General features: G+C 73.6%; 18 protein-coding genes and 3 pseudogenes. 13 read left to right on the top strand and 8 right to left on the bottom strand.

The window, feature by feature from the left end; genetic code table 11:
• Nucleotides 1-24: 24 nt before the first annotated feature.
• The 4 genes from ABD299_RS09430 to ABD299_RS09415 all read left to right on the top strand — a co-directional run bounded on the left by ABD299_RS09430 (nt 25) and on the right by ABD299_RS09415 (nt 2,830).
• Entirely contained in the window at nt 25-462 is a 438-nt protein-coding gene (locus tag ABD299_RS09430) for a hypothetical protein (RefSeq protein ID WP_344260345.1), read from the top strand.
• A gap of 49 nt (nt 463-511) precedes the next feature.
• On the top strand, nt 512-1,018 hold the full coding sequence (locus tag ABD299_RS09425; RefSeq protein WP_344260343.1) for a hypothetical protein: 507 nt from the start codon (nt 512-514) through the stop codon (nt 1,016-1,018).
• A gap of 67 nt (nt 1,019-1,085) precedes the next feature.
• On the top strand, nt 1,086-1,910 hold the full coding sequence (locus ABD299_RS09420) for a DsbA family protein (RefSeq protein WP_344260341.1): 825 nt from the start codon (nt 1,086-1,088) through the stop codon (nt 1,908-1,910).
• Complete coding sequence (locus ABD299_RS09415) at nt 1,910-2,830, top strand: cytochrome c biogenesis CcdA family protein (protein ID WP_344260455.1); 921 nt, start codon at nt 1,910-1,912, stop codon at nt 2,828-2,830. Before ABD299_RS09420 ends, ABD299_RS09415 begins: the two co-directional genes overlap by 1 nt.
• 490 nt (nt 2,831-3,320) lie before the next feature.
• Here the strand turns inward: ABD299_RS09415 and ABD299_RS09410 are convergent.
• Nucleotides 3,321-3,422, bottom strand: a pseudogene (locus ABD299_RS09410) (SDR family oxidoreductase); the annotation flags it as partial.
• Nucleotides 3,423-3,925: 503 nt separating this feature from the next.
• Between ABD299_RS09410 and ABD299_RS09405 the strand changes: the two are divergent.
• From ABD299_RS09405 to ABD299_RS09395, 3 genes are all read left to right on the top strand, one after another.
• The gene (locus ABD299_RS09405; RefSeq protein ID WP_344260339.1) at nt 3,926-5,203 is read left to right on the top strand and encodes an extracellular solute-binding protein; all 1,278 of its coding nucleotides are present in this window, start codon (nt 3,926-3,928) and stop codon (nt 5,201-5,203) included.
• A gap of 177 nt (nt 5,204-5,380) precedes the next feature.
• Nucleotides 5,381-6,382: a carbohydrate ABC transporter permease gene (locus ABD299_RS09400; RefSeq protein WP_344260337.1), complete on the top strand. Its 1,002-nt coding sequence runs from the start codon at nt 5,381-5,383 to the stop codon at nt 6,380-6,382.
• Nucleotides 6,379-7,212, top strand: coding sequence for a carbohydrate ABC transporter permease (locus tag ABD299_RS09395; protein ID WP_344260335.1), 834 nt, complete (start codon nt 6,379-6,381; stop codon nt 7,210-7,212). Before ABD299_RS09400 ends, ABD299_RS09395 begins: the two co-directional genes overlap by 4 nt.
• Before the next feature lie 82 nt (nt 7,213-7,294).
• Here the strand turns inward: ABD299_RS09395 and ABD299_RS09390 are convergent, their stop codons facing one another.
• Nucleotides 7,295-7,918: a DUF305 domain-containing protein gene (locus tag ABD299_RS09390; protein ID WP_344260333.1), complete on the bottom strand. Its 624-nt coding sequence runs from the start codon at nt 7,916-7,918 to the stop codon at nt 7,295-7,297.
• A gap of 209 nt (nt 7,919-8,127) precedes the next feature.
• On the opposite strand from ABD299_RS09390, the gene ABD299_RS09385 reads away from it, so the two are divergent.
• Nucleotides 8,128-8,406 (top strand): SHOCT domain-containing protein, encoded by a 279-nt coding sequence (locus ABD299_RS09385; RefSeq protein ID WP_344260331.1) that lies wholly within the window; start codon nt 8,128-8,130, stop codon nt 8,404-8,406.
• Between the two features lie 84 nt (nt 8,407-8,490).
• Here ABD299_RS09385 and ABD299_RS09380 read toward each other — a convergent pair whose 3' ends face one another.
• Entirely contained in the window at nt 8,491-9,375 is an 885-nt protein-coding gene (locus tag ABD299_RS09380; RefSeq protein ID WP_344260329.1) for a F510_1955 family glycosylhydrolase, read from the bottom strand.
• 171 nt (nt 9,376-9,546) lie between these two features.
• Between ABD299_RS09380 and ABD299_RS09375 the strand changes: the two genes are divergently transcribed.
• The 4 genes from ABD299_RS09375 (at nt 9,547) to ppsA (ending at nt 14,573) form a co-directional block, all read left to right on the top strand.
• Nucleotides 9,547-10,503, top strand: a complete 957-nt coding sequence (locus tag ABD299_RS09375) for an ABC transporter ATP-binding protein (RefSeq protein WP_344260327.1) — start codon at nt 9,547-9,549, stop codon at nt 10,501-10,503.
• Entirely contained in the window at nt 10,500-11,285 is a 786-nt protein-coding gene (locus ABD299_RS09370) for an ABC transporter permease (protein ID WP_344260325.1), read from the top strand. The genes ABD299_RS09375 and ABD299_RS09370 overlap by 4 nt, the downstream gene beginning before the upstream one ends.
• Before the next feature lie 5 nt (nt 11,286-11,290).
• On the top strand, nt 11,291-11,911 hold the full coding sequence (locus tag ABD299_RS09365; RefSeq protein ID WP_344260323.1) for a TetR/AcrR family transcriptional regulator: 621 nt from the start codon (nt 11,291-11,293) through the stop codon (nt 11,909-11,911).
• A 274-nt stretch (nt 11,912-12,185) separates the two neighbouring features.
• The gene (gene ppsA / locus ABD299_RS09360) at nt 12,186-14,573 is read left to right on the top strand and encodes a phosphoenolpyruvate synthase (protein ID WP_344260322.1); all 2,388 of its coding nucleotides are present in this window, start codon (nt 12,186-12,188) and stop codon (nt 14,571-14,573) included.
• A gap of 36 nt (nt 14,574-14,609) precedes the next feature.
• Here the strand turns inward: ppsA and ABD299_RS09355 are convergent, their stop codons facing one another.
• The 5 genes and pseudogenes from ABD299_RS09355 to ABD299_RS09335 form a co-directional block, all read right to left on the bottom strand.
• Nucleotides 14,610-15,935, bottom strand: a complete 1,326-nt coding sequence (locus ABD299_RS09355) for a hypothetical protein (RefSeq protein WP_344260320.1) — start codon at nt 15,933-15,935, stop codon at nt 14,610-14,612.
• A complete protein-coding gene (locus ABD299_RS09350) occupies nt 15,925-17,928 on the bottom strand; it encodes a hypothetical protein (RefSeq protein WP_344260318.1) in 2,004 nt (667 codons plus the stop codon). Before ABD299_RS09350 ends, ABD299_RS09355 begins: the two co-directional genes overlap by 11 nt.
• A gap of 255 nt (nt 17,929-18,183) precedes the next feature.
• Complete coding sequence (locus tag ABD299_RS09345) at nt 18,184-19,317, bottom strand: methyltransferase domain-containing protein (protein WP_344260316.1); 1,134 nt, start codon at nt 19,315-19,317, stop codon at nt 18,184-18,186.
• Nucleotides 19,314-19,472 carry a hypothetical protein gene (locus tag ABD299_RS09340; protein ID WP_344260314.1) on the bottom strand — a complete coding sequence of 53 codons (159 nt, stop codon included), beginning with the start codon at nt 19,470-19,472 and terminating at the stop codon, nt 19,314-19,316. Before ABD299_RS09340 ends, ABD299_RS09345 begins: the two co-directional genes overlap by 4 nt.
• A 276-nt stretch (nt 19,473-19,748) precedes the next feature.
• A pseudogene (locus tag ABD299_RS09335) lies at nt 19,749-20,112 on the bottom strand (VOC family protein).
• 63 nt (nt 20,113-20,175) lie between these two features.
• Between ABD299_RS09335 and ABD299_RS09330 the strand changes: the two are divergent.
• Nucleotides 20,176-20,856: pseudogene (locus ABD299_RS09330) on the top strand (helix-turn-helix transcriptional regulator); the annotation flags it as partial.
• Between the last annotated feature and the right edge of the window lie 42 nt (nt 20,857-20,898).

Genomic DNA, 20,898 nt, shown 5'->3' with positions numbered 1-20,898 from the left:
GGGGCCGGGCGTAGGCTGTGGGCCATGACGGTCAGGCGGAGCGGTTCCGGCGCGCACCGGCTCTTGGGCCTGTGCGCGCTGATACTGATGCTCGCCTGCGCCGTCATGGGCACCGCGGCCGTCGCGTCCGCGGCGGCCACCGCGGCCCCCGGTCACGACGGCGGCTCACCGGCGGCCACCGACCGGACACCCCCGTCCGCCGCTCCCGCCGCTCCCGCCGCGCAGCAGCCGGAAGTCCGGGCCGCCGACGGGGACGGCGCGCCACGCTGCTCGGGATCGGCGCATACCCCCGAGCCGGTGCTCGCCCCGCGCCACCAGCCCGAACTGACACAGCCCGCCGCCGTAGCCACTCCGGCTCCCGCGCTGCCGGCCGTACCCCTCGCGGACCGGGCCCACCCCCCGGCGCACGGCTCCCACGCGCGGCCACCCGACCTCGCCCAGCTCTCGGTCCTGCGGATCTAGGAAACGCCCGCACCCCGCTGCCCGTTTCCGTCCGTCCGAAGGATCCCTCGTGTCCTCTCTGCTCCGCACGCTCCGCGGCTGGCCGCGCCAGCGCCACCTGGTGGCCCTGGCCGCCGCGGTGCTCACCGCCGTGCTCATCGGCGTGCCCACGGCGGTGGTTCCCTCACCGCTCTTCGACCGGATGACGCCGGTCGAGTGGTGGAACATCCCTGTCCTTGCCGCCACCTCGCTGCTCGCCGGGGTGCTGCTGGCCAGCTACGTCCGCATCACCGCCGACCCCGCCGACCCCGCCGCGGGCCCCGCGGCCGGATCCTCCGGCGAGGCCGGTGACGACGACGCCCGCAGGAGCGTCCGGCTCGGCGGCGCGGGCGGCCTGCTGGCCTTCTTCGCCGTCGGCTGCCCGGTCTGCAACAAGCTGATCGTCCTCGCGCTCGGCACCTCCGGCGCGCTCACCCTGTGGGCCCCGGTGCAGCCGGTCGTCGCGCTGGCCTCCCTCGCCCTGATCGGCTGGGCGACGGTTCGCCGGCTGCGGGCCGAAGCCGCCTGCCCGGTCTGACCGGCCCCCTCGACACCGATCCCCGACCCGACGTCTGCCGCGCGGTCCGCGCGGCGTGGAGTCCGCCATGCACAGCACCCGTTCTTCCCAGTCCTCCTCCGACCCCGGCCCCTCCGGTGACAGCCGGTCCGGCGACAGCCCGTCCGGAACCGGGAAGCGCCTGCCCGTCAGCGTGATCGTCACCGCGCTCGCCGTCGTGCTCCTCCTCGCGGCCTTCTCCGTCTTCGGCGGGGAGAACGACAACCGGCCGGCCGCCGGGAACCCGCCCGCCGCCGGCACCGGCGACGACGACCCCGCCGAGGTGCGGGAGTCCGGTGACGCCCCCGACGAGCGGCTGCTCGCCCTCGCCCGGCGGGACGCCGGCGACCCCTACGCCCTCGGCGAGGCCGACGCCCCGGTCGTCCTGATCGAGTACTCCGACTTCCAGTGCCCCTTCTGCGGCACCTTCGCCCGCGACACCAAGCCGGAGCTCGTCCGGCAGTACGTCGACGAGGGCGTGCTGCGCATCGAGATGCGGCAGTTCCCGATCTTCGGCGAGGAGTCGCGGAACGCGGCCCTGGCGAGCTGGGCGGCCGGACAGCAGGGTGTCTTCTGGGAGTTCCACGACGTTGCCTTCGGCGAGGACCGGCCGCGCGACAGCGGCGCCTACGCGCAGGAGAAGCTGGAGGACATGGCCCGGGAGGCCGGCGTCGGTGATCTCGGCCGGTTCCGCGCGGACATGAACAGCGACGAGGCGCTGGCCGCGCTGGAAACCGACCTGGAGGAGGGCTACCGGCTCGGTGTCTCCAGCACCCCCGCCTTCCTCATCAACGGGACCCCGGTGCTCGGCGCCCAGCCCACCGAGGTGTTCTCCGGCATCGTCGAGGACGCCCACCGGGCCGCCGGCCGGTGATCGCCGAGACCGGGTACGCCGTCGCCTTCCTCGGCGGACTGCTGACCCTGTTCAGTCCGTGCAGCGCGCTGCTGCTGCCCGCGTTCTTCGCCTACTCCTTCGGGACCCCGGGCGGTCTGCTGGCCCGGACAGCCGCGTTCTGGGCGGGACTGTGCCTCACCCTGGTCCCGCTGGGGGTGGCCGGTTCGCTCGCCGGCCGGTTCTTCCACGGGAACCGGGACCTGCTGATCGCGGTCGGCGGCTGGACGGTCATCGCGCTGGGCGTCGCCCAGATCCTGGGGCTCGGCTTCGGCTCGCGGCGGATGCAGCGCGCGGCGGCCGGCATCCGGCCGTCGTCCGTCCCGTCCGTGGTGGCGCTCGGCGCGGTCTACGGGCTGGCCGGCTTCTGCGCCGGGCCGATCCTCGGTTCCATCCTGACCATCTCGGCGATGGGCGGCTCCCCCGCGCACGGGGGACTGCTGCTGGCCGTGTACGCGCTGGGCATGGCGGGGCCGCTGTTCCTGCTCGCCCTGCTGTGGGACCGCTACGACCTGGGCCGGCGCCGCTGGCTGCGGGGCCGGGCATTCACCGTGGGCCGCCTGCGGCTGCACACCGTCTCGCTGCTGTCCGGCGTGTTCTTCATCCTCATCGGCGTCCTGTTCCTGGGGTTCGGCGGCACCGCCGCGCTGCCCGGGCTGCTCGGCGCCGACCAGGAGGCCCGGCTGGAGCAGTGGGTCCACACGGTGGCTTCCGCCGTCCCCGACACGGCCCTGCTGCTGGCGCTGGCCGCTGTCCTGGCCGCCGCGCTGGTGCTGCGGCTCCGCGGCGACAGGCGGCGCGGCCGGGGTGGCAGTGACCGCCAGGACGGTGCGGAGGACGCGCGCCGGCCGGAGACGGAGAACCCGGAACCCGGCCGCCGCGACGCCGAATCCCGGCCCTGAGCGTGAGCGCCCGGCCGGTGCGGCTCACCCGTGGTGACCGCACCGGCCGGCCTCGGACGTGAGAAGCCGGTCAGACACCGCCCCCCGTGTCGGGGAGGCAGGCGTGGCCGCCCCGGTCGATCCGGTACAGCGCGTGGGAGAAGCCGCCCGCCCTCGCCCCGGTGTGGGGGACTGCCGGCGGGCCGGGGAGCCGGGCGAGGCCGTGCGGGCGCGGGCGGTGCCGGTCACCGGGGCAGCCGCTGCCGCGCCGGCCGCCGGGCCGGTTCCGGTGACACCGGTCACGCATCGGCGGCGCCCTCGGGGAGCACCGGCCCCGCGGCCTGCCGCCCGGCGCCGTCGCGGGCCGGGCGGGAGGTGGCAACGGCGAAGGGCTGCGCTTCACTTGTGCGTTCCAGCATGCCGAGAATCTACGCCGTCCCGGTGACAGAGCGGAGGCCGAGGTGCGGGGAATCCGTGCACGTTCCCGTTCCGGTGGTCGCCCGGGCAGGCGTCACGCGATGCCGCCGTCGCTCTTGAGCAGCTGCCCGTTGATCCACCCTCCCCGGTGCGAGCACAGGAATTCCACCAGGTGGGCGGTGTCCCGCGGGGTGCCGGGGGCGGTCGCAGGGTCGTCGGCCGGTCCGGGATGCGGTGTGCTGTCCATGGCCGGGAATCGTCTCTTTCCGTCCGTCCCGCCGGTAACGGGTTTATGCCGAGGGGCCCTTGGGTCTCGCCGCGCCGGCCGTGGCGGAGGGGGCGGCCCCGGGACGGGTGGACAGGACATGCTTTCCGTCCTCTTGCCGTGGCGCGTGGGCCGCGTTGTACTTCCTCCAGTGCGGCAGCGGACGGTGACCCCGCGGGTGCGAACGGTGCGTCCCGGTCCTTCGGCCGCCCCCGGGCTGTCGGTGTCGTCCTGAGCCGGGCCCGGGGCCGAGTCATGCCCGCATCCGGATTGCGTCACCGAAAGTTTCCGGAAGCTGAACATCGCTGTGACCAGCCTAAGTTCATGGTCTGTGTCCAATCCGTTGACGTGCTCATCACCTTCTCCCTATGGTGCGCCTACAAATTTTCGGTCCGGAGCCGATAATTTTCACTCGGGAGCAAAGGGGCACGATCATGTCGCTACGTCGGCGCAGTGCGGTGGCACTCGTGGCCTCCGCGCTCCTCCTCAGTGCCTGCGGGGGAGGAGACTCGGGGGATGCCGGGGGCGGTGGGGTGACCGTGGACTGGTGGCACATCGGCACCGCCGAGCCCGTCAAGTCCGTGTACGAGCAGTGGGCCAAGGACTTCGAGGACCAGAACCCCGGCGTCAAGGTCAAGATCACCGCCATGGAGAACGAGGCGTTCAAGTCCAAGATGACGGCGCTCACCGCCTCCGGCGACGTGCCCCACATCTTCTCCACCTGGGGCGGCGGTGTCCTGAGCCAGCAGGCCGAGGCCGGGCTGGTCACCGACCTCAGCCAGACCGGCGTCGCCGACACGCTGGACACGTTCACCACCGCCGCGCTCTCCCCCTACGAGATCGACGGCGTGCCCTACGGCATCCCGGTCGACGTCGGAATGGTGGGCTTCTGGTACAACAAGGCCCTCTTCGCCGACGCCGGCGTCAACGAACCCCCCACCACCTGGGACGAGTTCCTCGACACGGTGGAGAAGCTCAAGGACTCCGGCACCACCCCCCTCGCCCTGGCCGGCAAGGAGAAGTGGCCCGGCCACTACTACTGGTCCTACCTCGCCATGCGGGTGGCCGGCCTGGAGACTCTCGAAGCGGCGTCCGAGTCCGGCGACTTCGGCGACCCGGGTTTCGTGGAGGCGGGCGAGAGGCTGCGGGACCTGGCCGAACTGGAGCCCTTCCAGAACGGCTTCCTCGGCGCCGACTACTCCACCCCGCAGGGACAGGCCGCGGCCGTGGGCGGCGGGAAGGCCGCCATGGAACTCATGGGCCAGTGGGCGCCCCAGGTCCAGGTGGACACCGCCGGCGGCATCGGTGACGACCTCGGCTTCTTCCCCTTCCCCGAGGTCGAGGGCGGGCGCGGCAGCATCACCGAGGCGTTCGGCGGCGGCAACGGCTTCGCCATGGGAGCGGGAGCGCCCCCCGAGGCCGCGGACTTCCTCAACTTCATCTCCGAGGTTGCCCAGCACGGCACCTTCGTGGAAGAGGGCGCCGGTCTCCCGGTGATGGAGGAGACGGTGGACCTGGTGCCCGACGAGAACATGAAGGCCGTCGCCGAGGCGCTCGCCGAGGCCACCGGGTTCCAGCTCTACCTGGACCAGGCGTTCCCGCCCGCGGTCGGCCAGCAGGTCAACGACAGCGTCGCGGAACTCCTCGCCGGAGTCGCCACACCCGAGCAGGTCACCGAGGCCATCACCCGGGCGGCACAGGCCGAGGGCTGACGGCACCACCCCGTACAGGCCGCGCCGGGCCGGGACCCGAACCCGGCCGGCGCGGCACCGCACCAGCCCCCGCAGGCCGCGCCGGGTGCTCACCGGATCACTCCCGGCGCGGCCCCTTCGCCGTCCTCCCCGCCGTCCCGCACCCGGTGACGCATCGTGAAGCGGAGTTCCCCGACCATGACCTCTCCGGTGATGACCGACGAACCGCCGGTGGCGGACCGGAGCCCTCGTCCCCGGCACGGCCGGCCCCGGTCCGGTTCCCGGGAGCGGCGCCGGCGCAAGACGCTGATCACTCTGGCGCTGTTCCTGCTCCCCGCGCTGATCCTCTACGGCCTTCTCGTCCTCGCACCCGTCCTGATGGCCATGTACTTCAGCCTGTTCAAGTGGAACGGGCTGGGGGGAATGCCCACCGACTTCGTCGGCCTGCAGAACTTCACCGACCTGCTCGGCGACGACATCTTTCTCGGCGACCTCCGGCGCGGTGCCATCCTCATCATCCTGTCCCTGGTCATCCAGCTGCCGCTGTCGCTGGGGCTGGCGCTGCTGCTCAACCAGCGGATCCGGGGCCGGGCCGTCTACCGGTTGCTGTTCTTCGCGCCCTACGTGCTCTCCGAAGTCATCACCGGCGTGCTGTTCACCATGATCCTGGCGCCGGACTCCGGGCTGCTGAACTGGCTGCTGCGGTCGGTCGGCCTGGAATCGCTGGAACGGGCCTGGCTGGCCGACCCCGACACGGTGCTGATGGCGCTGTTCTTCGTCATCACCTGGAAGTTCTTCGGTTTCCACACCATCCTCTACCTGGCCGGCCGTCAGGGCATCCCGCGCGAGTTGGGGGAGGCCGCCTCCATCGACGGCGCGAGCCCCTGGCAGCAGTTCCGCTACATCACCCTGCCGCTGCTCGGGCCCACCATCCGCATCAGCGCGTTCCTGTCGGTCATCGGCACCATCCAGCTCTTCGACCTGGTGTGGATCCTCACCCGCGGCGGGCCGGTGCACGCCTCCGAGACCCTGGCCGTCACCATGTTCGACTTCGGTTTCCAGCGCTACCAGATCGGCTACGCCAGCGCGATCAGCGTGGCGATGTTCTTCATCAGCCTGATCTTCGCGCTGCTCTATCTGCGCTTCGTCATGCGCCGTGACACCGAAGGCGCGCTCACCACCATGGGAGGCAGGAAATGACCGCCCGACGGTCGGCCCTGAGAGGGGCTTCCCTGCATGTGCTGGCCCTCGCCCTGGCCGCGGTCGTCCTCGGCCCGCTGGTGTTCGCCCTGCTCGGCGGGTTCAAGGACACCGCCCAGCTCTCCGGCAACCCCTTCGGCCTGCCCTCGCCGTGGCGCCCGGAGAACTACACCGAGGTGCTGGCCTCCGGCGACTTCTGGCGGCAGATCTTCAACAGCCTCCTCATCGGCGTGAGCACCACCGTGCTCATCGCCGCCACCGGTGCGATGGCGGCGTTCGTCTTCGCCCGGTTCGCCTTCAAGGGCCGGGAGGTGCTGTTCACCTTCTTCACCATCGGCCTGATGTTCCCGTTCGCCGTCGCGATCCTGCCGCTGTTCGTGCTGTTGCGCAGCCTCGGCCTGCTGGACAACCCGCTGGGCGTGATCCTGCCGCAGGCGGCCTTCGGGCTGCCCATCACCATCATCATCCTGCGCGGCTTCTTCCGGCAGATCCCCCGGGAGGTGGAGGAGGCCGCCATCCTGGACGGCTGCACCCCGCTGGGGTTCTTCTGGCGGATTCTGCTGCCGATGGCCCGCCCGGCGCTCGCCACGGTGTCCGTGCTCGCGATCGTGGCGAGCTGGAACAACTTCTTCCTCCCGCTGGTGGTCTTCACCGATCCACAGCTGTGGACGATTCCGCTGGGCGTCCAGCAGTTCCAGGGCCAGTACGCCTCCGACACCGCCCGCATCCTCGCCTACCTGGTGCTGGCCATGGTTCCCGCGCTCGCGTTCTACGCGGTCGCCGAACGCCACCTCGCCAGCGGCCTGACCGCCGGCGCCACCAAGGGCTGAGACCCGCCCGCCCCGACCATCCGGCGCAGGAGGGGACGGCCGGGGGCCCGTCCACCAGGACGCGCCCCCGGCCGCGCGCCGGTCAGCGGGCTTCGAGGAGGCGGCGCATCTCGTCGATCTCGGCGCTGCGGGTGGTGACGATGTCCTCGGCGAGGTCCGTGGCGGGGCCGTAGAAGCCGCGGTCCCGTTCCGTCTCGGCGACCTCGACCGCGCGCTTGTGGTGCTCGATCATCATCGTCAGGTACATGGTGTCGAAGGTCCCGCCCGTCGCACGCCTGAGGTCGTCGAGCTGCCGGTCGTCCATCATGCCGGGGCCGTGGCCGTCGTCCTCGTGGCCCGGGCCGTGCCCCTCCCGGGGAATCTGCTCGTCCCATGACTCCAGCCAGCCGGTGAGGGTGTCGATCTCCTGGCCGCGGCTCTCCCGGACGGACTCCGCGAGTTCGGCGACCCGCTCGTCCTCGGCCCGGTCCCGGGCCAGCTCGGACATGTGCACGGCCTGGCGGCCGAGCGGGATCATGTCCTGGGCGAAGTCCGTGTCGGCCTGGTTGTGCAGGCCCTCCGCCGTCTCGGTGGCGGGCGGTGACTCCGGGGTGCGGGTACCGGTGTCCTCCTCGTCGCCGCAGGAGGACAGGGCCAGCGTGGCGGCTGTCGCGACGGCGACCGTCACGGCCGCACGGCGGGAGCGGGGCGAGCGAACGGCTGTCATGGGCGTGCCGTCCTTTCTGCGCGAGTCGTGCACGTGCTTTCGGCAGACCGCCGCCGGGTACCCCGGGGGCGGCCGGGCCAACCGGCCCCCCGGACGGCCCTGACCGGCCCCTGCCGCCGGAGAGCGCGGCGGGAAACGGTGGGGGCAGTCGGGCACGGACGGGCCGCACCCCTGCGGCCGTCCCCCGGACACCGAGAGGACGTGACGCGATGATGTTCTGGAACGGCCACAACGTCAGCGGCTGGGGTGTGTTCCTGATGTCGTTCGGCATGCTCCTGTTCTGGGTGCTGATCATCACCGCCGCGGTTCTGCTCTTCCGGTCCCTCGGGCGGCCGGCCGAGCGCGGCGGTGACGGCCAGGGACCGTGGTCAGGGCCGGAGCGGGTGCTCGCCGAGCGGTACGCGCGCGGCGAGATCGACGACGAGGAGTACCACCGGCGGCTGGACACCCTGCGTGTCTCGGGACCGCCGGGAACGGGAAAGAAATGATCCTCCCGCGCGGCTGACACGCGGTGCCGGACGAGGCCGCGCCGCTCCTCGGCGGCGCGCCCCGGCGCGCGTCCGGCCGGTGCGTCAGGAGGAGAGGCGCTCGGTGAAGGTCTCCCCGCCGTCCCGCGACTCGTAGACCCCGCCCTCCGTGGCGGCCAGGATGTGGCCGGCGTCGAGGGCGGTGAGCGCCTGGGCCGCGCCCCCGGGGACGGTGCCGACGGCCTCCCAGGTGTCGCCGCCGTCCGTGCTGCGGCTCAGCTCCCCGTCCGGGGCGATGCCGAAGAGGCTGTCCGGAGCGGGCCAGGAGAGATACAGCAGGACGGGCGCGCGGCCGTCGGCGAAGGTGTCGCCGCCGTCGGTGCTGCGGGCGATGCCGTTCTGGGTGGTGGCCAGGAGGACATCGGGGCCCTCGGGACTGACGGCGATGTCCGCGGCCGGGAGGGTGGCGCGGTCCTCCCAGGTGGTGCCGTCCTCGCTGACCCGCAGACCGCCGCGGGTGCTGTCGTAGCCGTAGACCGTGTCGTGCGCGTACACCAGGGCGTGGAAGTCCGCCTCGCCGCCGAGCGAGAGGGTGGTCCAGGTGCGGCCGGCGTCGGTGGACTCCAGCAGCCCGAAGTGGTGCACGTCGGTGTCGGCGTCCGGGGCCGGGTGTCCGCTGCCCAGGAAGGTGCCGGGGCCGGTGACGGCGAAGCCCATGTAGTCGGAGGCGTCGCCGACGCGCTCGGCGGTGCCGTCCTCGGCGATCCGGACGAGCCCGTGGTGGGTGGCGACGTAGACGGTGCCGTCGGCCGGGTCGATGCCCAGGCCGTGGACGTGGCCGATGTCCAGGTGCGCCGCGTCCTCGCCGTGGCCGGCCCCGCTGTCGGCGGGACTCTCCTCCGCGGGATCCGAGGCGCCGGAGCAGGCGGTCAGGGCGGCGGCCAGCAGCAGGGCGGTGACACCGGCGGCGGGGCGGAGGCGGAGCGGCATCGGCCTTCCTTCGCGTACGTAGGGGGCGTGCGTGCGGCGGGCGGCCGGAGCGGTGGAACGGTCGCGCGGCAGTCCGCGGCACCCAACGTACGCGGAGCCGGGCGCGGGGCCGGAGCGGGGGCGGAAGGGAACGGCTTGCAAAACCTACCTAACGATAGGTAGGTTTTGCTCATGGACGTCACCGATTCCTCTCTCCACGCGGCCGGACTCGGCCGGGACTTCGGGGAGCGCACCGCCGTGCACCAGCTGGACCTCGACATCGGCCCGGGCGAGATCTACGGCCTGCTGGGCCCCAACGGCTCGGGCAAGAGCACCACCGTCCGCCTGCTGACGACCACCCTCCGCCCCGCCCGCGGCACGGCCCGGGTGGCCGGCGCGGACATCGCCGCCGCCCCGGACCTCGTGCGCTCCCGCATCGGCGTGGTCCTCCAGGGCACCGCCCTCGACCCCCTGATGACCGGGACGGAACTGCTGCGGCTGCAGGGCAGGATGCAAGGGCTCACCGCCGCCGCCGCACGGCGGCGCGCCGAGGAACTCCTGACCGACTTCCGCATGGAGGAACACGCCACCGCCCCCGTCGGAAAGCTCAGCGGCGGCCAGCGCCGGCGGATCGACCTCGCCGTCGCACTGGTCCAGCGCCCGGCCGTGCTCTTCCTCGACGAACCCACCACCGGCCTGGACCCCGCCGCCCGCCGCGGCCTGTGGGACGCGATCCGCCGGCTCAACACCGTCCACGGCGTCACCGTGCTGCTCACCACCCAGTACCTGGAGGAGGCCGACCAGCTGTGCGGACGGGTGGGCATCCTGCGCGAGGGACGGCTCATCGCCTCCGCGTCACCGCAGGAGCTCAAGCGCAGCACCGGAGAGCGGACCCTCATCCTCCGTTACCCCGGAGCCGCCGAGGCCGCCCGCGCCCGCGACCTGCTCACCGCCCGTGGCGAGGCCGCCGAGCCCGCCGCACCGGACACCGTGCGGGTCCGCCTCTCCCGGCCGGGCGCCGAGGCCGGCCTGCTGCCGGACCTGGCCGCCGCCGGCCTGCCGCCCGCGTCCCTGGGCGTCGAGGAACCCAGCCTGGAGGACGTCTTCCTCCGCCTCGCCATGTCGTCAGGAAACGAGATCCCCGCATGACCACCGCAGCCCCCGCCCCCACCGGGGCACTCCGCGCACTGACCGCGCGCTCCCTGCGCGCCACCTGGCGCACCCCCTCGCTGATCCTCTCCCCCCTGCTCATGAGCGCCTTCTTCCTCGTCGTCTACGAGGCGCAGCTCTCCACGCTGGGGGACGCCCTGAGCCCCGGCGGACGCTACGTCGATGTCGTCCTTCCGCTGTGCCTGCTCACCACGGCGTTCACCGGCGGTGCCGCCGCGGGCCAGCTGCTGGTCCGCGACATCGAGTCCGGCTACCACACCCGGCTGTGGCTGACCCCCGTCCGCCGCCCGGTGCTGGTGGCCGCTCCCGTCCTGGCCGGCACGGCCGTGCTCGCCGCCCAGGCCACCGCGCTGACCGCACTGGGCGGGCTGCTCGGGATGCGCCCGGCCGGCGGTTTCCCGGCGGACGCCGCCCTGGTGGCAGCGACCGTACTCGTCGGGCTCGGGTTCCTGCTGCTGGCCGCCGCGGCGGGCCTGTGGGCGGGAACGGCGTCCGCGGTCAGCTCCGTGACACTGGTGTTCTTCCCGCTGTCCTTCTTCACCGCGACCTTCGTGCCCCGCGAACACCTGGAAGGATGGATGTCCGTGGCGGCCGGCATCAACCCGCTCACCCCTCCGCTGGAGGCGATGCGCGGACTGCTGTCGCCGGGATGGACCGGACACGACCTGCTGCCCGGTGCCCTCGTGGTGGCCGCCGTCCTGGCGGCGGGCGTGGCCGCCGTCCGCTTCGCGCTCGACCGTCGCACCCGGACAGGAGTCTGAGAACAGTGCCCCGCCAGACCGACACCCGTGCCCGTGCCCGTGCCGAGTTCGCCGCCCAGCTCACCGAACGCGGCTACCTGGGCGTCTCGCTCGACGAGATCGCCAAGGCCGTCGATGTGCGCAAGGCCAGTCTCTACCACCACTTCCCCGGCGGCAAGGCCGCACTCTTCACCGAGGTCGCCCGCCACTACATCGACGAGGCCGGCACCGTCCTGACCACGGCGCTGGACAGCGGCGGCACGCTCCGCGAACGCCTGGAGGCCGTCGTCCGCACCTACGCGGCGGGGGCCTACAACTCCGCGCTGGGCATGCGCGTCTACGACGCCACCCGCCACCTCGACGACTCCACCCGCACCGACATCTCCCGCCGTTACGTCGACACCCTCATCGCCCCGGTGACCGCCCTGATGGCCGGTGCCGTGGAGGCCGGTGCACTGCGCCGCGCCGACCCCGGTTTCCTGGCCTCGGCGTTCCTCGAACTCGCCTCGGTCGCCGAACCGCTGCCCGACGACGTGGCCATGCCGCCCCAGGAACGCCCCGAGGGGCAGCCGGCCCACGACCTGGTGAGCGACGTCGTGACCCTCTTCCTGCGCGGCGCCGCCCCGGATCGCCCCGGCACGGCCTGACGGCACCTGCCCCACCGCGCCCCCCGGAGTGGGGCAGGGAGCCGGACCGTGTGGCGCGGATCACCGTCGGGGGGCGGGCGTGGCGGGCACGTTCCCGGCGGGGGCGGGTAGGTATGACAGTGCCTGTTCGGACGGCCGGCGTTTCCACCGCCGGCCCGGGGTTACCCGGCAGCAGCCGGCCGGAAGCACAGGTCAGGGCCGGTCCGGCCGTGCAGCGCCGGGCCATGCGACGGCCGGCCCCGGGAGTGCAGGGCGCGGACTGAAGGAAGGCATCATGGGCGAGCAGGACAGGGTGAGGTGGTTCGAGGACCTCACCTCCAAGGACGTCGCGGTGGCCGGGGGCAAGAACGCCTCGCTCGGGGAGATGATCAGCAGCCTCGCCGGGCAGGGCATCAGGGTGCCGGGAGGCTTCGCCACCACGGCCCACGCCTACGAAGAGTTTTTGACCGTCAACGATCTGCGCACCCGGCTGGGCGAGCAGATCGACGCGCTGCACGACGGAGCCGAGCTGTCCCGGGTCGGCAGCGCCATCCGGGAGATGTTCCTCGGCGCCGAACTGCCCTCCGGGCTCGCCGACGACGTCAAGGACGCCTACCGGCGGCTCGCGGACCGCACCGGGCGCACCGACCCGGACGTCGCGGTCCGCTCCAGCGCCACCGCCGAGGACCTGCCGGAGGCGAGCTTCGCCGGACAGCAGGAGTCCTTCCTCAACATCACCGGCGAGAAGGCACTGCTGGACGCCGTCCGCCGCTGCTACGCCTCGCTGTTCACCGACCGGGCGATCAGCTACCGGGAGCACCACGGATTCGACCACCTCCAGGTCGCCCTGTCGGTGGGGGTGCAGGAGATGGTCCGCTCCGACCTCTCCGGTGCCGGGGTGATGTTCTCCCTCGACACCGACAGCGGCTTCCCCCGCGTGGTGCTGATCAACGCCTCCTGGGGCCTGGGGGAGTCGGTGGTGTCGGGCACCGTGGACCCCGACGAGTACCTGGTGTTCAAGCCGTTGCTCGACGACCAGGAACTGGACCCGGTGATCTCCCGGACCTCCGGCCGCAAGGAAACCAAGATCGTCTACGGCGACTCCCCGGACACGCCCACCGTGACCGTCGATGTGCCCGGCGACGAACGCGACCCGTACGTCCTGGACGACGCGGAGATCCTCCAGCTCGCCCGGTGGGCCGCGGCCATCGAGAAGCACTACGGCTGCCCGATGGACATGGAGTGGGCCAAGGACGGCCGCACCGGTGACCTCTTCATCGTCCAGGCCCGTCCGGAGACCGTCCAGGCGCGCAAGGAGGCGGCCACGCTGCGCTCCTACCGGCTCAAGGAACGCGGCCCGCTGCTGATCAGTGGCCTGGCCATCGGTGATGCCATCGCCTCGGGCCGGGTGTGCAACCTGCGCACCGCCGCGGACATCGACCGCTTCGAGGACGGCGCGGTCCTCGTCACCGGTGCCACCGACCCGGACTGGGAACCCATCATGAAGCGGGCGGCCGCCGTCGTCACCGACCACGGGGGACGCACGTCGCACGCCGCCATCGTCAGCCGCGAACTGGGCGTTGCGGCCGTCGTCGGAACCGGCGACGCCACCTCCACCCTCACCGACGGCCAGGAGATCACCGTCTCCTGCGCCGAGGGCGACCAGGGCCACGTCTACGAGGGCATCCTCGACTTCGAGGACCACGAGATCGACCTGTCCGGCATCCGCTCCACCCGCACCCACGTCATGCTCAACATCGCCAGCCCTGCGGCGGCGTTCCGCTGGTGGCGGCTGCCCGCCGACGGAGTCGGCCTGGCCCGCATGGAGTTCATCGTCAACAACCACATCAAGGCCCACCCGATGGCCCTGGTGCACTACGACTCCCTCAAGGACCCCGAGGCCCGCGAGCAGATCGCCGAACTCACCCGCGGCTACGAGGACAAGGCCGAGTTCTTCGTCGACCGGCTGGCCTACGGCGTGGCCCGGATCGCCGCCGCCTGGTGGCCCCGCCCGGTCATCGTGCGGATGAGCGACTTCAAGACCAACGAGTACGCCCGGCTCATCGGCGGCGAAGGGTTCGAACCGGCCGAGGAGAACCCGATGCTGGGCTGGCGCGGCGCCAGCCGCTACTACAGCGAGGGCTACCGGGAGGGCTTCGCGCTGGAGTGCCGCGCCCTGCGCCGGGTCAGGGACGAGATGGGGCTGACCAACACCGTCGTCATGATCCCGTTCTGCCGCACCCTCGACGAGGCCGACCAGGTGCTGGCCACGATGGCCGGACACGGCCTGGAGCGCGGCCGCAACGGCCTGGAGGTCTACGTGATGGCGGAGATCCCCTCCAACATCATCATGGCCGCGGACTTCGCCGACCGCTTCGACGGCTTCTCCGTGGGCAGCAACGACCTCACCCAGCTCACCCTCGGCGTCGACCGGGACTCCGGCCGGCTGGCCCCGCTGTTCAACGAGCGCGACCCGGCCGTCACCCGCAGCATCGAGAGCCTCATCGGCGCGGCCCACGCCAAGGGCCGCAAGACCGGGCTGTGCGGGCAGCGGCCCAGTGACGACCCGGAGTTCGCCCGGTTCCTGGTCGAGGCGGGCATCGACTCCCTCTCCGTCACCCCGGACAGCTTCCTGGCGGTCAAGGAGAACGTCGCCGCGGCGGAGGAGGAACAGCCGGGGTGAGAACCCCCGGGGGCCGCTGATCAAGGGCCGGGCCGGTCAGGCGCGTTCGCCGCGGGTGAAGTCGCCGCGGCGGACGCGCTCGGTCATCGACGCCCCGCCGAGCGACCCGTAGCCGGTGGCCGCCCACACACTGCGCTCGGCCGGCACCTCGAAGTACGGTACATCCCTGCCGTCATGACGGTCCATCAGCACCTCCGGTGGCCGGTGCGCGCGGACCGCGGCCGCGCACGTCGCGCAGACTGCTATCCGCAGGGACTGCCGGCGCCCCAGCGGGCGCCAGCGCGCCCGGCGCTCGGCCCTGCCGTGCAGGGGGTGGAAGAAGCACAACGGCAGCGCGGCCGCCGCCCCCTTGCCCAGGAGTGCGTTCCCGCCCTCGGTGACCAGCGCGAGGACACCCGCCAGATCGGCCTCCGAACGCGCCCGGTCCAGGACCGAGCCGGCGGCCGCGTAGGCGTCCAGCGCCCGGTGCAGCGCGTCCGCATCGGTGCGCCCGTCCTCCTCCAGTGAGCTGAGCCGCTCTCCGAGCCCGACCACCTCCTGCCGCGCCCGCTCCCTCAGTTCGTCCTCGGCCGCCCGGCGGGCGGCGGCATGCACCGAGCGGGGCGTGCCGTACGGGACGCCGGACCGGCGCCTGCGGGCCGCCGGCAGCCCCAGTCCGCCCGCGGCGAGCACCACGGTGCCCGCGATCAGGAGGGGGAGCAGCGGCAGACCACTGCCGGTCCCCTCGTCGCCGTCCTCCTCCCCGCCGGTCCGGTCCGGTACGGGTCCACCGAGATCCGCGGTCGCCTCCTCGTACGCCTGCTCACCGTTGCCGGCCTCGATGATCTCGACGATCCGCTCCAGCCGCGCCCCCAGGCCGGCGTCCCGCATGTCGTCCTGGAAACCGACCGCCCGGACCGCCGCCACGGCCTGCAGTTCGTCGTCCGGCCACTCGAACCCGCGCAGGTGGCGGGTGCCGAAGTCCTGGTCGGCGGTGACCAGGACAGCCGGCTCGCGGTCGCCCTCGTGCAGCCGGTCGTAGACCACCTGCGCGAGGTTGCCCGCGTCCCCGTCCCACTGGTCGCCCTGCACCAGCGGCACCAGCACCACATGGATCGGCAGCCCGGTCTCCGCGATGCGCCGTGCCAGTTCCTCCTGCCGCTGCGGCGGCAGCGCGGGCTCGTAGGCCGGATCCGTGTACACGGGGGACTCGCGCAGCGACTCCGCGATCCGCTCGCCCCGCGAGGGCTCCTCCGCCCGCGCGGCACCGGACGCCGCCACCACCGGCGCACACGCCAGCGCCGCCGCGCACACCAGGGCCGCCGCGATCCTGCGGCGGCGGTACGCCGCGGGGACGGAGACGGACGGTCTGTCAGTGGACACCGCGGGCCTCCCGCACCTTGGCGATCACGTCATCGACGGCCACGGCGGCCCGCGAACCGGGTTCCAGGAGGCCCGGCGCCTCGTCGTAGGGGACTCGCGGGCCGGTGCCGGCCACCCGCAGCCGGAGCACCAGCCGCTCCGCCGGGGCGGACGGGCCGCCGTCAGCCCCGCCGTCCAGTACGGCGGCGCACCCTTGGCACACCGGCCGGGACGCGGGGCGGGCCCGGGGAGAGCGACGCACCCGCCCGCGCGTGGTGGCAGGACCGTGCAGCGGGTTGAGGGAGCAGAGCTGCCCCAGGCCGGCCGCGTCGCCCGGATCGCTCAGCACCGCGCGCCCGGTCCGCAGCAGGGCGATCGCTGCGGCCAGGTCCTGCGGGCCGGCGTCCGGGTCGATCCGGCCGTCGTCCCGTTGGTCCAGCAGCAGTGCCGCGGCGTCCAGGCACTCCCACGCCCGCGTCCGCGCGGCCTTCGGCACCTGCGCCTCCAGGGCGCCGAACTCCTTGTTGAGCAAGTGCAGTTCGCGATGGGCGGTGCGGCGCAGCCAGCGGTTCGAGGGCATGCCCGGCGCGCTCGGCCCGCTGGTCGCGGCCCTGCCCGGCCGGAACTTCCCGGCCCGTCGGACCCGGCCCGTCCCGCCCAGCACGCCGTACACCGCGCCGCTGAGAATCCCCGCCAGCACGCCACCGGCCACCAGTCCGGGCCAGAACGGCCCGGAGAACAGCGGCGCCAGGGTCACCCGGGTCCGCGGATCGTCGATCTCGGGAAGCCGCGAGGGAACCCCGGGCTCGGCCGGGGGCGCGTCCGCCACCCGCGACAGCAGGCCGTCCAACTGCTCGTACAGCTCCACGCCGGCGTCCCGGCTCTCCCACAGGTAGCGGGTCAGGTCCCAGTCGTCCAGCGGCAGCCCGTAGTTGACCACCTGCACCCGCTCGCCGTCCGGTTCGAAGACGACGTACAGCGCGTCACCGCCGAGCACGGTGTGCAGCCGGTCGGCGAACACCTCGGGACGCCGGGCCGACTCGTCCTCGGAGTTCTGCATCACGGAGACCATGCGCACCGGCACGTCCAGCTCCGCCGCCCGCTCCGCGAGCCGCTCCTCCTCGGCCGCGCTCAGCACCCGCCGCACCTCGGGATGCACGAACAGCGGCCCGTCGCGCAGCCCTTCGGCCACCCGTTCCACGCGTGCGGCCATGTCGCGGCCGGTGGGCAGCGGATCGTCGGTGGTGCGGGTCTGGTGGAAGACCAGGGACGCGCCGATGCCGACGGCCACTGCCGCGACGGCGGCGGCCGGTGCGGCGCGACGCAGGGGATGCGGCCCGCCGCCGGTCCGCAGCCGTACCGTGCCGGCGACACCCAGGATCAGGGCGGGAACACCGAGCAGCAGCAGCCCCGTCAGGAAGCTCTGGTCGGCCCGGTCGGTGTGGGTGGTGAAGAGCGTGGCCGGGCGCGGGCCCTCGGCCGCCTCCTTCGCCCTGACGGCGGCCTCTCCGGACGTCAGGACATCGACGAAGTGCGTGAAGGTGTGCAGGGTGCCCGCGTCGTAGGGGAGTTCGTAGAGCGTGGCGCGGGCCGCGTCCCCGGCGGGCACGTCCACGCCGAAGCCCTCCGCCGTCACATGGGCGGGCCGGGTCTCGATCAGCACGTACAGGCCGTCCTCGCCCAGCCGGTCCCGGACGGAGGCCAGCAGGCCGCTCCCGGACGTCACCGTGTACTTCGGCAGGACGATCACATACGTCGGCACACCGGTCCGCCCGGCCTGCTCGGCATAGGCGGGAGCGGCCGACAGCGGGGCGGTGCGCGGCAGGCTGTCGGAGAGGTACACGGGGTTCTCGGCCAGCCGTTCGGCGAACCAGGCGGCCTGGCCGCGGACGTCCGCGGCGGGCTCGTCGGCGGCGGCCCGCACGGCGGAGGCCGGAGCGGTGGCGGTGAGGCCCGTCAGCACCACGGCCACCAGAAGCAGGCACCGCAGCGCCCTGCCGGCGCGGCCGGTCACGAGGCTCCCACCACGGTCGGGCGCGCGGCGCGGCCCGGCCCGCCCCGGGAGTGGTTCCCGCCCAGCGGCATGATCGGCTCGCCCCTTTCCCCGTACCGGCCCGGCGACCGGTCATGGTCCGGTGGGCCGCCGGCCCGCCCGTTCCCGCCCGGCCACGACACCCCGGGCCGTTTCCATGCTAGGCGCTGCCCCCCCCCGCGGGGCCCGTGGCCGGTCGGCCGCCGGGCGCGGGGACGACCGGCCGGAGGCGCCCGGTCACGAAGCGGCGGGAAGGGGCGGGTCGCCGAGGGGGTGCGCGGGGGAGTCCAGCCAGGCGGTCCGGGTGCCGGGCGTGACGGTGAGCCCGAACCGCTCGACGCCGGGGCGGCCGACGGCGGTCCACCAGGCGTGGGCCGCCAGGAGTTCGTTCCACAGCCGCCGCTTCCCGGCCTGCCGCACCCGGGTGACACCGGCACCGGCGGGGCGTTCGGCGACGGCCCAGGCGGCGCCGTCCAGGGCGTACAGCCACAGCGCCCGGCCGCCGTCGTCCAGGGGCCGCACCGCGTGCGTGACGCCGGGGACGAGAAGGCCGGCGGCGAAGGTGAAGGGATGCCAGGGCCCGTACAGGGGGAGGCCCACACCGGTCGCGGAGTCGTCCACCGGCCGGAGCTCCCCGGCGAAGTCCGGCAGCACCAGGCGGTGGGAGCGGGCCTTCATGAACTCCAGCGGCCGCAGGAACGGCCCGCTCGCGGTGCCGTCCCCGGCCACGGTGAGGACCACGAGTACGTCCGCGTTGCTGTAGTGGGTGCCCCAGGGAGCGACGAGGAGACCTCCGGGGCGCACCTGCGCCGGCCAGGCGGCGGGGATGTCGCGGACCCCCACGGTGGAGATCAGCCGGTCGTACGGAGCGCCGTCCGGCACCCCGGCGAGACCGTCGCCGGTGACCACCCGGGGACGCAGTCCGGCCGCGTCCAGAGCCGCCCGCGCCGCGGCGGCGACGGCGTCGTCCACCTCGACCGTCGTCACGGCCCCGGCACCCAGCCTGCGGGCCAGGAGTCCGGCGGTCCAGCCGGTGCCGGTGCCGATCTCCAGCACCCGCATGCCCGGGACCGGTGCGGCGGCCTCCAGCATTCCGGCCACCACGCTCGGCATGGACGCCGAACTGGTGGGCACCGTGCCGGGCTCCGGGCCGGTGTGCCGGCCGTCGTCCCACTGCGTGACCACCGGGATGTCCGCCGACGCGGCGGCCCGCCACCGGCCCGGGTCGGTGCGCCGGTCGACGGCGGCGCAGGTGCCGGTCGCCGTGTCGTACGGCCAGATCAGCTCCGGCAGGAACAGCGCCCGGGGCAGCGCGGCGAACTCCGCCCGCCCGCCGGTGTCCGCCGGAACCGGCGTGGCGGCTCCGGTCACGTGCCGTCGTCCTCGCCGTCCGGTTTGCGGTGCTCGCCCTCGCCCGGCGGTGACCCGCTGTCGGGCTGTGGCGGCGCCGACGGCGGTGTCCACGGCGTTCCCGGGAGCCCGTCGCCGTCACGGCCCGTGCGTAGTCCGCGGTGCCCGCTGGTCATACCGGTTTCCTTCCCTCCTGCGGCCTGCTGTCGCCCCATCGTCCCGCCCGGGGGCCACGGGCGGCAGACCGCAGAAGAGAGCTCCGCCGCCGGCGCACGTCCCGGGCGACGGCCCGCCCGGCCCCCGCCGTATCGCCGCAGGCCAGAGTGGGTGCACGAGGTGAGGGCGGGGGAGTGCGTCCGGCGCGACGCCCGCCCCGCCGCACCAGTGCGCCCCGTGGGGGAGTGCGGGACGGGAAGGATCAGGACCGTGTTCCCCCGGTCGAGCGGTTCGGCTCAGGCCAGAGTGGAGATACAGAACGGGTGTCCCGCGGGGTCCAGCAGGACCCGCCACCGGCCGGGGTCCGGCTGGTGTCCGGGCTCCACCGCGCCCAGGGCGAGCAGCCGCGCCTGCGCGGCATCCAGGTCGTCGACACCCACGTCGATGTGGACCCGCTTCTCCTGGGAAGGGTCCGGCCAGCCGGTTGAACCCCAGGCCGGCTCCGTTCTCCTGTCCGAGAAGAACGAAGTCGTCCGTGGAGAAGACGACGGGAAGGCCGAGAAACTCGCCGTAGAAGCGGGCCAGTTCGGCGGGGTCCGGGCAGTCGAAGGTGACTGCCGAGTAGCGGAAGGCGGGTGCGGGTTTCCGGGGTGTGCTCATGGGGCGGGACGTGATGGCACGACCAGGACAGAACCGGTCCTGGTCACATGACACACTCCCACTGTGCTGAGCGCATCCGCCCGCCTGCTGCGACTGGTCTCCCCGCTGGCCGCCCGGCCGTCCTCGACCTGTGGCGAACTGGCGGCCCAGATGACGGTGACGGAACGCACGGTGCGGCGTGACATCGCCAAGCTGCGTGAACTCGGCTACACCGTCGAGTCCCACCCCGGCCCGTGGGGTGGCTACCGTCTCCGCGCCGGATCCCGGATGCCGCCGCTGATCCTCGACGACGAGGAAGCACTCGCCGTGGCTGTCGGGCTGCGCGAGGCCGCGCTCTGCGGCGCCCTCGGCGACGACCGGGCCGCCCTGTCGGCGCTGCTGAAACTGCGGCAGGTTCTGCCGCACCGGATCGCGGACCGGCTGGGCGAGTGGGATGCCGCATTCGTCCACACGCCACGGCTCGAGGAGCCCCAGATCACTCCGGCCATGCTGCTGGAGCTGGCCGCCGCGTGCCGCCGGGAGGAGCGGGCCCGGCTCTCGTACCGCGACCGGGAAGGGAGAACCACGGTCCGGGATGTCGACCCCTATCGCCTCGTCCACACCGGGCGCCGATGGTACTTCGTCGCCCGTGACGTCGCGCGAGGACAGTGGCGCACCTTCCGGGCCGACAGGGTCGACCGGCTGCAGCCGAACGGGTGCCCGGTGGAAATCGTCGACCCGCCCGACCCGGCACTGCTCGTGGCCTGCTCGCGCTGTCCGCCCCGGCGGTGGCCGCGGCTTTCGGAC

This window comes from Streptomyces sodiiphilus (assembly GCF_039529215.1).
Lineage (GTDB): Bacteria > Actinomycetota > Actinomycetes > Streptomycetales > Streptomycetaceae > Streptomyces > Streptomyces sodiiphilus.
Note: the sequence above shows the minus strand (reverse complement) of the source record. Positions and strands in the feature narration are given on the sequence as shown.

Coding starts and splice junctions, on each gene's coding strand:
- ABD299_RS09430 (WP_344260345.1), top strand. CDS start 25: ATGACGGTCAGGCGGAGCGGTTCCGGCGCGCACCGGCTCTTGGGCCTG.
- ABD299_RS09420 (WP_344260341.1), top strand. CDS start 1,086: ATGCACAGCACCCGTTCTTCCCAGTCCTCCTCCGACCCCGGCCCCTCC.
- ABD299_RS09405 (WP_344260339.1), top strand. CDS start 3,926: ATGTCGCTACGTCGGCGCAGTGCGGTGGCACTCGTGGCCTCCGCGCTC.
- ABD299_RS09400 (WP_344260337.1), top strand. CDS start 5,381: ATGACCTCTCCGGTGATGACCGACGAACCGCCGGTGGCGGACCGGAGC.
- ABD299_RS09395 (WP_344260335.1), top strand. CDS start 6,379: ATGACCGCCCGACGGTCGGCCCTGAGAGGGGCTTCCCTGCATGTGCTG.
- ABD299_RS09390 (WP_344260333.1), bottom strand. CDS start 7,918: ATGACAGCCGTTCGCTCGCCCCGCTCCCGCCGTGCGGCCGTGACGGTC.
- ABD299_RS09385 (WP_344260331.1), top strand. CDS start 8,128: ATGATGTTCTGGAACGGCCACAACGTCAGCGGCTGGGGTGTGTTCCTG.
- ABD299_RS09380 (WP_344260329.1), bottom strand. CDS start 9,375: ATGCCGCTCCGCCTCCGCCCCGCCGCCGGTGTCACCGCCCTGCTGCTG.
- ABD299_RS09375 (WP_344260327.1), top strand. CDS start 9,547: ATGGACGTCACCGATTCCTCTCTCCACGCGGCCGGACTCGGCCGGGAC.
- ABD299_RS09370 (WP_344260325.1), top strand. CDS start 10,500: ATGACCACCGCAGCCCCCGCCCCCACCGGGGCACTCCGCGCACTGACC.
- ppsA (WP_344260322.1), top strand. CDS start 12,186: ATGGGCGAGCAGGACAGGGTGAGGTGGTTCGAGGACCTCACCTCCAAG.
- ABD299_RS09340 (WP_344260314.1), bottom strand. CDS start 19,472: ATGACCAGCGGGCACCGCGGACTACGCACGGGCCGTGACGGCGACGGG.